Raw genomic sequence first — 6,191 nt, 5'->3', positions numbered from 1 at the left:
GCGCGCAGGTAACTAGCACCATAGAGCTGCATTACCTTGCCAAAATAGACCCGTGCGTCCTTGACTTCCAGCAAGCCCGCCTCGCTCAGGATATTCACCAGATCGTAGATCGTTGATTTAGGCGCATCGAGCGCCTTCGGCAGATCCGCCAGCCGCGCGGGGCCCCATGCTCCTGCAAATAAGAAAAGAGCTTGAGGATGCGATCTATCCCGCGCTCGCGTCGTCCTCGCGCCACGCGTGTCCCACCTGCAATCTGCCCCGAAGTCATGAGTTGACCTTTCTCGTCCGATCATGGTTGCCAAACCGCACATCTTCCAGTGCATTTTTATCTGAGGTAGTGAATATGAGGGCGTCCGCTATATGGAGAAGGTTCTACACGCGCATCAATCGAGAAGAATTGTTTAAGGATACTCTCGGTGATTACTTCTTCCGGTGTGCCCCAGGCTACGATCTTTCCTGATGCCATAACGATTAATTCGTCGCAAAACATGGCTGCATGATTGAGGTCATGCAGCGCAATTATGCTCGTGATCGGCAGCGCGGAAACCAGTTTCAACAAGCTCATCTGGTGGTGTACATCCAGATGATTGGTTGGTTCGTCAAGAATAAGCTCTTTTGGCGTCTGCGCCAGGGCTCTCGCTATGTGCGCACGTTGCTTCTCTCCACCTGACAGGCTTTGCCACTGATCGTTTTTCTTGGTTATCATTCCCGTGCGTTCAATCGCGTTTTGTACCGCTGTCTCGTCAGCGCTTGTCCAGCCAGAGAACATTGATCTATGCGGAAAGCGCCCAAGTCTTACGACGTCCATTACTTTAAGATTGGCATTTGTCGTCGCGTGCTGCTCGACAAAAGCCACACGTTGCGCGACGCTGCGCCGGGCAACCGAATTGATATCCTTTTCGTCAAGCAGGACGCGTCCGGAACAGGGGCGTTTCAATCCGGCGATCAGGCGCAGTAACGATGTTTTTCCGGAACCGTTTGGTCCCAGAAGTCCCAGCATCCTGCCGGGCTTCGCTTCGAAAGACACATCGTCGATTACGGCCTTTTTGCCGATTTTCCAGACAAGATTTTCGGCTCTGATCGTCATGATGGGCGCTGAAACCGGTAAAGGATAATTGAGAAGAATGGTACGCCCACAAGTGCAGTCACCACACCGATGGGCAGGACTTGTTGGGGTATCAGTAAGCGCGAAGCGATATCGGCCAGCACCATGAATATCGCGCCGATAATGGCGCATGCAGGCAACAATCTTACGTGTAGCGGTCCGACTATGAAGCGTGCAGCATGCGGGACGACGAGCCCGACGAAGCCTATGGAACCGACCATGCTGACAATGGTGGCGGTCATCATTGCGGTGAGTGCAAAGAGGAAAATGCGCGCGTGGCCGACATTCACGCCGAGCGAGGAGGCGGCCTCATCCCCAAAAGCAAATGCATCCAGAACATGGGCATAGAGAAGACAGGCGATAAGACCGAGGGTGATGACGACAGATACCAGCATGAACTCCGGCCAACGGACGCCCCCGAAGCTGCCAAGCAACCAGAACATCACGTCGCGCGCCTGCTGTGCATTACCGGATGTGGTGACGATATAGGAGGTTGCGGCGCTGAAAAGCTGCGATGCAGCGACGCCCGCCAGAATGGTACGATCCGCGCCGCCGCGCGTACCATTTGAGAGAAGAGCAACGAAGAAAAAAGCCGAAAACGCGCCAACGAATGCGCCTGCCGACAAGGAAACAGCGCCAGCGCCAATGCCGAGAATTACAACCGTTACAGCGCCCGTTGACGCACCCGCGGAAATGCCCAGAACGTATGGCTCCGCCAGGGGATTACGCAAAAGCGACTGCATGATCGCGCCGGAAAGAGCGAGGCCTGCGCCGCAAAATGCTGCTACCAATGCGCGGCTGAGACGGTAATCCCAAATTACCGTCTCATGAATGCGATTAAGTTCGACAGTACTCCATCCAAGACGATTGGTTATCGCTGCAAAGGTTGTCGATAAAGGGATCGGCAGATCACCAATGCCGACGCTGATCCCCACCGCAAAACCAATAGCGACAAGCGACACCAGCAACACCATGCTGACTGCGCCCCATTGCCTTAAAGCCTGGCCGGAAACACTCACTTGAGAATACCGAGTGCCTTCAACTGTTGCGCGACCTGTTCGGCACCGTAAATCGTACGAATGGTCGGGTTCATGGCTTGACCATCCATGACGGCGATGGCCTTGTTCTTGACAGCTGGCATTTGGCTGACCGCAGGATCTGTATTGAGAAACTGAACCTTCGCTTCAGGCTTGTCGAGCTCCCAACGATTACGGTCGAGATTTGCAACAACAATCACATCTGGGTTCGCGGCAATAATGCTTTCCCAGCCAAGCGTGGGCCATTCAGCTTCTGCCTTGATGGCATTTTCGCCACCCAGGACATCAGCAATGAAACTCGAGGCGCCATTTCCGCCGCCCAGATAGGCGTCTGCTGATGGCGACGGGCTTGAGAACCAGAAGACGTAAGTAAGTTTCTTACCGCTTGCAGGAACCCTTGCGCGCAAGGCCGTTTCGCGTGCCTTGAAATCAGTAATGAGTGCCTGACCACGATCTGAAACATCGAAAATCTGTGAGAGTTCGTCGATCTCCTTATACAGAAGCTCCATGTTCCATAGTTTGTCGCGGCTGCCATACTCATCCCTGACTTGCTCTGTACTCAGACACGTACTTGGCGAAAGATAGGTCGGAACACCGACCTTATCGAAATCGTCGCGCTTTGCGACCTTGCTGTTTGGTCCGATCAGGCTTGGAAGGGCCGCCGCTACAAAATCCGGGTTCTCTGCAAGGATGGATTCAAATGTCGGGAATTCAACAGTCAGAAGTTTCACCTTGGAATTGGCAGCCTCGAGCTGCGGTAAAACCTTGCTTGGCCAGAACGCGGTTCCCGCCATTTTGTCTTCAAGGCCTAGAAGCAGCATTATTTCGGCGCTGTTTTGGCCAAGGCCGATAGCGCGTTCAGGGGCCTTCTGGAATGTAACTTTCGCTCCGCAATTATCCAGTGTCAGGGGGTACTGCGTGGCAGCTTCTGCTGGGTTATTCTGAAGAGCGAACCAGGCGAAAAAGCTCGTAGCGGCCAGAAGGATTTTCATTACAGTCACTGAATGTCCTGAATTGCGGGTGTGTGCCGTTGACCTTAGAAATCGGTTCTCTATAAGCTGAACATTTGTTATAAACAAGAGTAGAATTGTCCTGTTTTGACCCGATTGTGGGTGCGAGGCCTCCGGCGGCAACTGATCTTTATGAGGCGAAAGAGGACAAGAGCGTGAGGAGCTAAAGACCACGCTCCATATCTAACGAACATGAATCAAAGGCGATGCATCTCGATCCCAACACGACGATTTTTGAGTTCTCGTCAGGAACTCTTGCTAATCAAGCAGCAGGACGCAAGCATCTGACAGGCCCAAGTATATTACGAAACCGCTAGCACAAATGTCGCCTCACGATTTTCTGGCAAGTTGCTGCGGGTTACAACCCTGCAAACAGTGGTAAAGAATGTTCGCCGCACATAATGCGGCGCCAATCATTGAGTGCGCACAGTTTTTCGATAAAAGCGCCTATCGATAAATAAAAATAAATTTGAATTAAAATATAGAAATAATATTGGTGTGAGCCAGGAGAATATATTGATTATATATAAGTGTTTTCATTTTGAGATTGATTCCCTTATACTTCTTCGAGCGAGAAAGCAGAGGAGGAAATCGGGCCATGGCGATAATTGTCGGAACCAATAGCGACGATACCTTGCGTGGAACAATGGAGAACGACTGGATTTCAGGGTTCGCCGGCCAAGACGATCTCAACGGTCGCGAAGGAGATGATTTTCTTGACGGCGGTGCTGGCGATGACGTGCTGACCAGCACGAGCGGTTATGATCTGATGGAAGGGGGAGCGGGTGACGACCGGCTGGTTCTTATCGGGACGAACGGCACACTCCTTGGTAGCGAGGGGTTCGATACGCTCGTCCTTGACTTGTCCGGCGAGAACCGCGCAGTTTTCTTCAATGGAACGAACGGCCACAGCGTCGTCGGTTACCCCTCGCAGGGCGCTGAGCACAGCTACTTCCGTGATTTTGAGCGCTTCGCGGTGACAACTGGGAGTGGGGACGATTGGGTCAATGGCGGCAGTTTCGACGATGAGATATCGACTGGAGCAGGCAATGATCTGATCGGGCAGCCCTGGCCCGATTTCGATGACCCGGCAAGTGCTCTTGGTGCTGATTTTGTAGATGCTGGCGCGGGGGATGACACCGTCATCGACCAGTTCGGTGCCAATAGGCTCTTCGGCGGCACCGGCAATGATAGCGTCATCACGACACTGGCTTCAGCTGAGCTTGATGGTGGCGAGGGTTACGATACGCTCACAATCGATGAGGCCGGAAGTAGCGAGGATCTTGTGGTTGACTTCACCAGAGGCACTACTTCGAGCGGAACGATTATCCGCAATTTTGAGCAGTATATTGGCGAGACCGGTAGCGGCGACGACAAGGTGAGCACGGCTGGGCTGTCATCGGCTGACATCGCTAGCGGTGCCGGTGACGATCAGATAGATGGTTCATCTGGCAACGATACAATCTCGGCCGGTGCCGACAATGATGCGGCTCGAGGCGGCGCAGGTGCTGATCTGATACAGGGGAATGATGGCAACGATTATCTCCAAGGCGGCATCGGCAACGACGAACTCTGGGGTGACAGCGCGGATTTCACCGGGCAGGGCGATGACAGGCTCTTTGGCGGCGATGGCGATGATGTGCTAAACGGCGGTTATGGCGCCAACTACCTGAGCGGCGGCGTTGGCAATGACCAGGTGCATGGCGACAGGGGCGATGACACGCTGTTCGGCGACGCTGGTGACGACTGGCTGTCCCATGTTTATGCGGGCTATGACCGGTTGGACGGCGGGGCGGGCGATGATGGTTTTGGCGTCGCCAACCCCTATGGAAATACGGTGGAAGGGGAAATCGATGGCGGAGATGGGCAGGACCGGCTCGTGCTGACCCTCTACGATGACGGACCGGTCGTGTTCGATGCGATGACCGGAGCAATGGCGGATCTGAGCTTCGTCAATATCGAACAATCGAGGTAGAGGCCCGGACGGGTTATAACGATACCCTGCGTGGTGGAGCTGGCAATGATCTACTTGATGGCCAAGGTGGGGACGATCTGATCGAAGGTCGGGCCGGGAACGACACGCTCATCGGACAGGCTGGATCCGATCACCTGGATGGCGGCGACGGAGATGACATCCTGAACGGCGGGAGCTATAGCGGCACCGACGTCCTGACGGGTGGAGCGGGCGCTGACGCTTTTGTCTGGGCAGATTTCTATATCGGTTATTCTGGTGTTGACCGCGTCACCGACTTTAACACAAAGGAGGGTGACGTGATCCACTTCGACCATGCAGGCTTCGTCTATGATTACGAGGATTTCGTCGCGGCTTCGCGGGACACCGCGGACGGTGTCTTTTTTGCAATCGCAGACCGTGATGATTACGGAATCCTTATCGAGGGTGCCTCACTCTCTGACCTATCCGCCGACGACTTCGTCTTCTCCTGACGGTTGCCGACGTTTGAGTTCGATGGAAAACATGGGTTTCTTGACCGGCAATCTTAAATAGAAGCTATCTTCATTTATAAAGGACAGGTCGAGCCCGTTATCGACTCCCAATCAGAATTCCCCAACCGGTTGTCCCAGTTCAGCGCGTATCGGGTGAATCGATGCTGACCGCTACACGTCAATGCACCCTAGTCGACCAAATCCTGCAAATCGCGGGTGGCGGTTGCACGAGATGTCTTTGTTATGGCTAGATAATTGTTGGCATTGAGGCCACCGATAAAGCCCTCCGGTCCTGCCTCGAACAGACGAGCAATGACTTTCTCCTGACGGGGATTGAACGCTCCCATGAACCGGTCGTAGAAATGCGCCTTGGCGATGTAAAAGGCGACGCGATCCAGCGTAGTTTGTTGAGCTGTCAGCACGGTTTGGGAAAACCACACCAACCATTCAGTGACGTCGAGGTTCGCTGATGGATTTCCAGCTGATTGTAATAGGCCTTCCGTTGCCGTCCTCGCTCGGATCGGCATAGCTTTGCAAAAGCCGACTCTGCTTCCCTGGCTCAACATCCGCTACAGCGTAATGATGCCGCTGGCG

General features: G+C 54.0%; 5 protein-coding genes and 3 pseudogenes. 3 read left to right on the top strand and 5 right to left on the bottom strand.

Going from position 1 to position 6,191, the window contains the following annotated elements:
• The 4 genes and pseudogenes from ACOWVS_RS20980 to ACOWVS_RS20965 all read right to left on the bottom strand — a co-directional run.
• Positions 1 to 302, bottom strand: a pseudogene (locus tag ACOWVS_RS20980) (hypothetical protein); the annotation flags it as partial.
• 23 nt (positions 303 to 325) lie between these two features.
• Positions 326 to 1,087 (bottom strand): ABC transporter ATP-binding protein, encoded by a 762-nt coding sequence (locus ACOWVS_RS20975; protein ID WP_075042231.1) that lies wholly within the window; start codon positions 1,085 to 1,087, stop codon positions 326 to 328.
• A complete protein-coding gene (locus ACOWVS_RS20970; protein ID WP_374846762.1) occupies positions 1,084 to 2,079 on the bottom strand; it encodes a FecCD family ABC transporter permease in 996 nt (331 codons plus the stop codon). The genes ACOWVS_RS20975 and ACOWVS_RS20970 overlap by 4 nt, the downstream gene beginning before the upstream one ends.
• Positions 2,080 to 2,120: 41 nt before the next feature.
• A complete protein-coding gene (locus tag ACOWVS_RS20965) occupies positions 2,121 to 3,143 on the bottom strand; it encodes an ABC transporter substrate-binding protein (protein WP_075042229.1) in 1,023 nt (340 codons plus the stop codon).
• 607 nt (positions 3,144 to 3,750) lie between these two features.
• On the opposite strand from ACOWVS_RS20965, the gene ACOWVS_RS20960 reads away from it, so the two are divergent.
• The 3 genes and pseudogenes from ACOWVS_RS20960 to ACOWVS_RS20950 all read left to right on the top strand — a co-directional run bounded on the left by ACOWVS_RS20960 (position 3,751) and on the right by ACOWVS_RS20950 (position 5,597).
• On the top strand, positions 3,751 to 5,127 hold the full coding sequence (locus ACOWVS_RS20960; protein WP_075042228.1) for a calcium-binding protein: 1,377 nt from the start codon (positions 3,751 to 3,753) through the stop codon (positions 5,125 to 5,127).
• Positions 5,118 to 5,261, top strand: a pseudogene (locus tag ACOWVS_RS20955) (hypothetical protein); the annotation flags it as partial. The gene ACOWVS_RS20960 and the pseudogene ACOWVS_RS20955, both read left to right, overlap by 10 nt.
• Before the next feature lie 162 nt (positions 5,262 to 5,423).
• A complete protein-coding gene (locus ACOWVS_RS20950; protein WP_247644445.1) occupies positions 5,424 to 5,597 on the top strand; it encodes a hypothetical protein in 174 nt (57 codons plus the stop codon).
• Positions 5,598 to 5,785: 188 nt separating this feature from the next.
• On the opposite strand, the pseudogene ACOWVS_RS20945 reads toward ACOWVS_RS20950, so the two are convergent.
• Positions 5,786 to 6,105 (bottom strand): annotated as a pseudogene (locus ACOWVS_RS20945) (DUF4172 domain-containing protein); the annotation flags it as partial.
• Between the last annotated feature and the right edge of the window lie 86 nt (positions 6,106 to 6,191).

It is taken from the genome of Brucella sp. IR068 (assembly GCF_049065885.1).
GTDB lineage: Bacteria > Pseudomonadota > Alphaproteobacteria > Rhizobiales > Rhizobiaceae > Brucella > Brucella intermedia.
This window is presented reverse-complemented; position numbering and strand designations above follow the sequence as displayed.

Coding starts and splice junctions, on each gene's coding strand:
- ACOWVS_RS20960 (WP_075042228.1), top strand. CDS start 3,751: ATGGCGATAATTGTCGGAACCAATAGCGACGATACCTTGCGTGGAACA.
- ACOWVS_RS20970 (WP_374846762.1), bottom strand. CDS start 2,079: ATGGTGTTGCTGGTGTCGCTTGTCGCTATTGGTTTTGCGGTGGGGATC.
- ACOWVS_RS20975 (WP_075042231.1), bottom strand. CDS start 1,087: ATGACGATCAGAGCCGAAAATCTTGTCTGGAAAATCGGCAAAAAGGCC.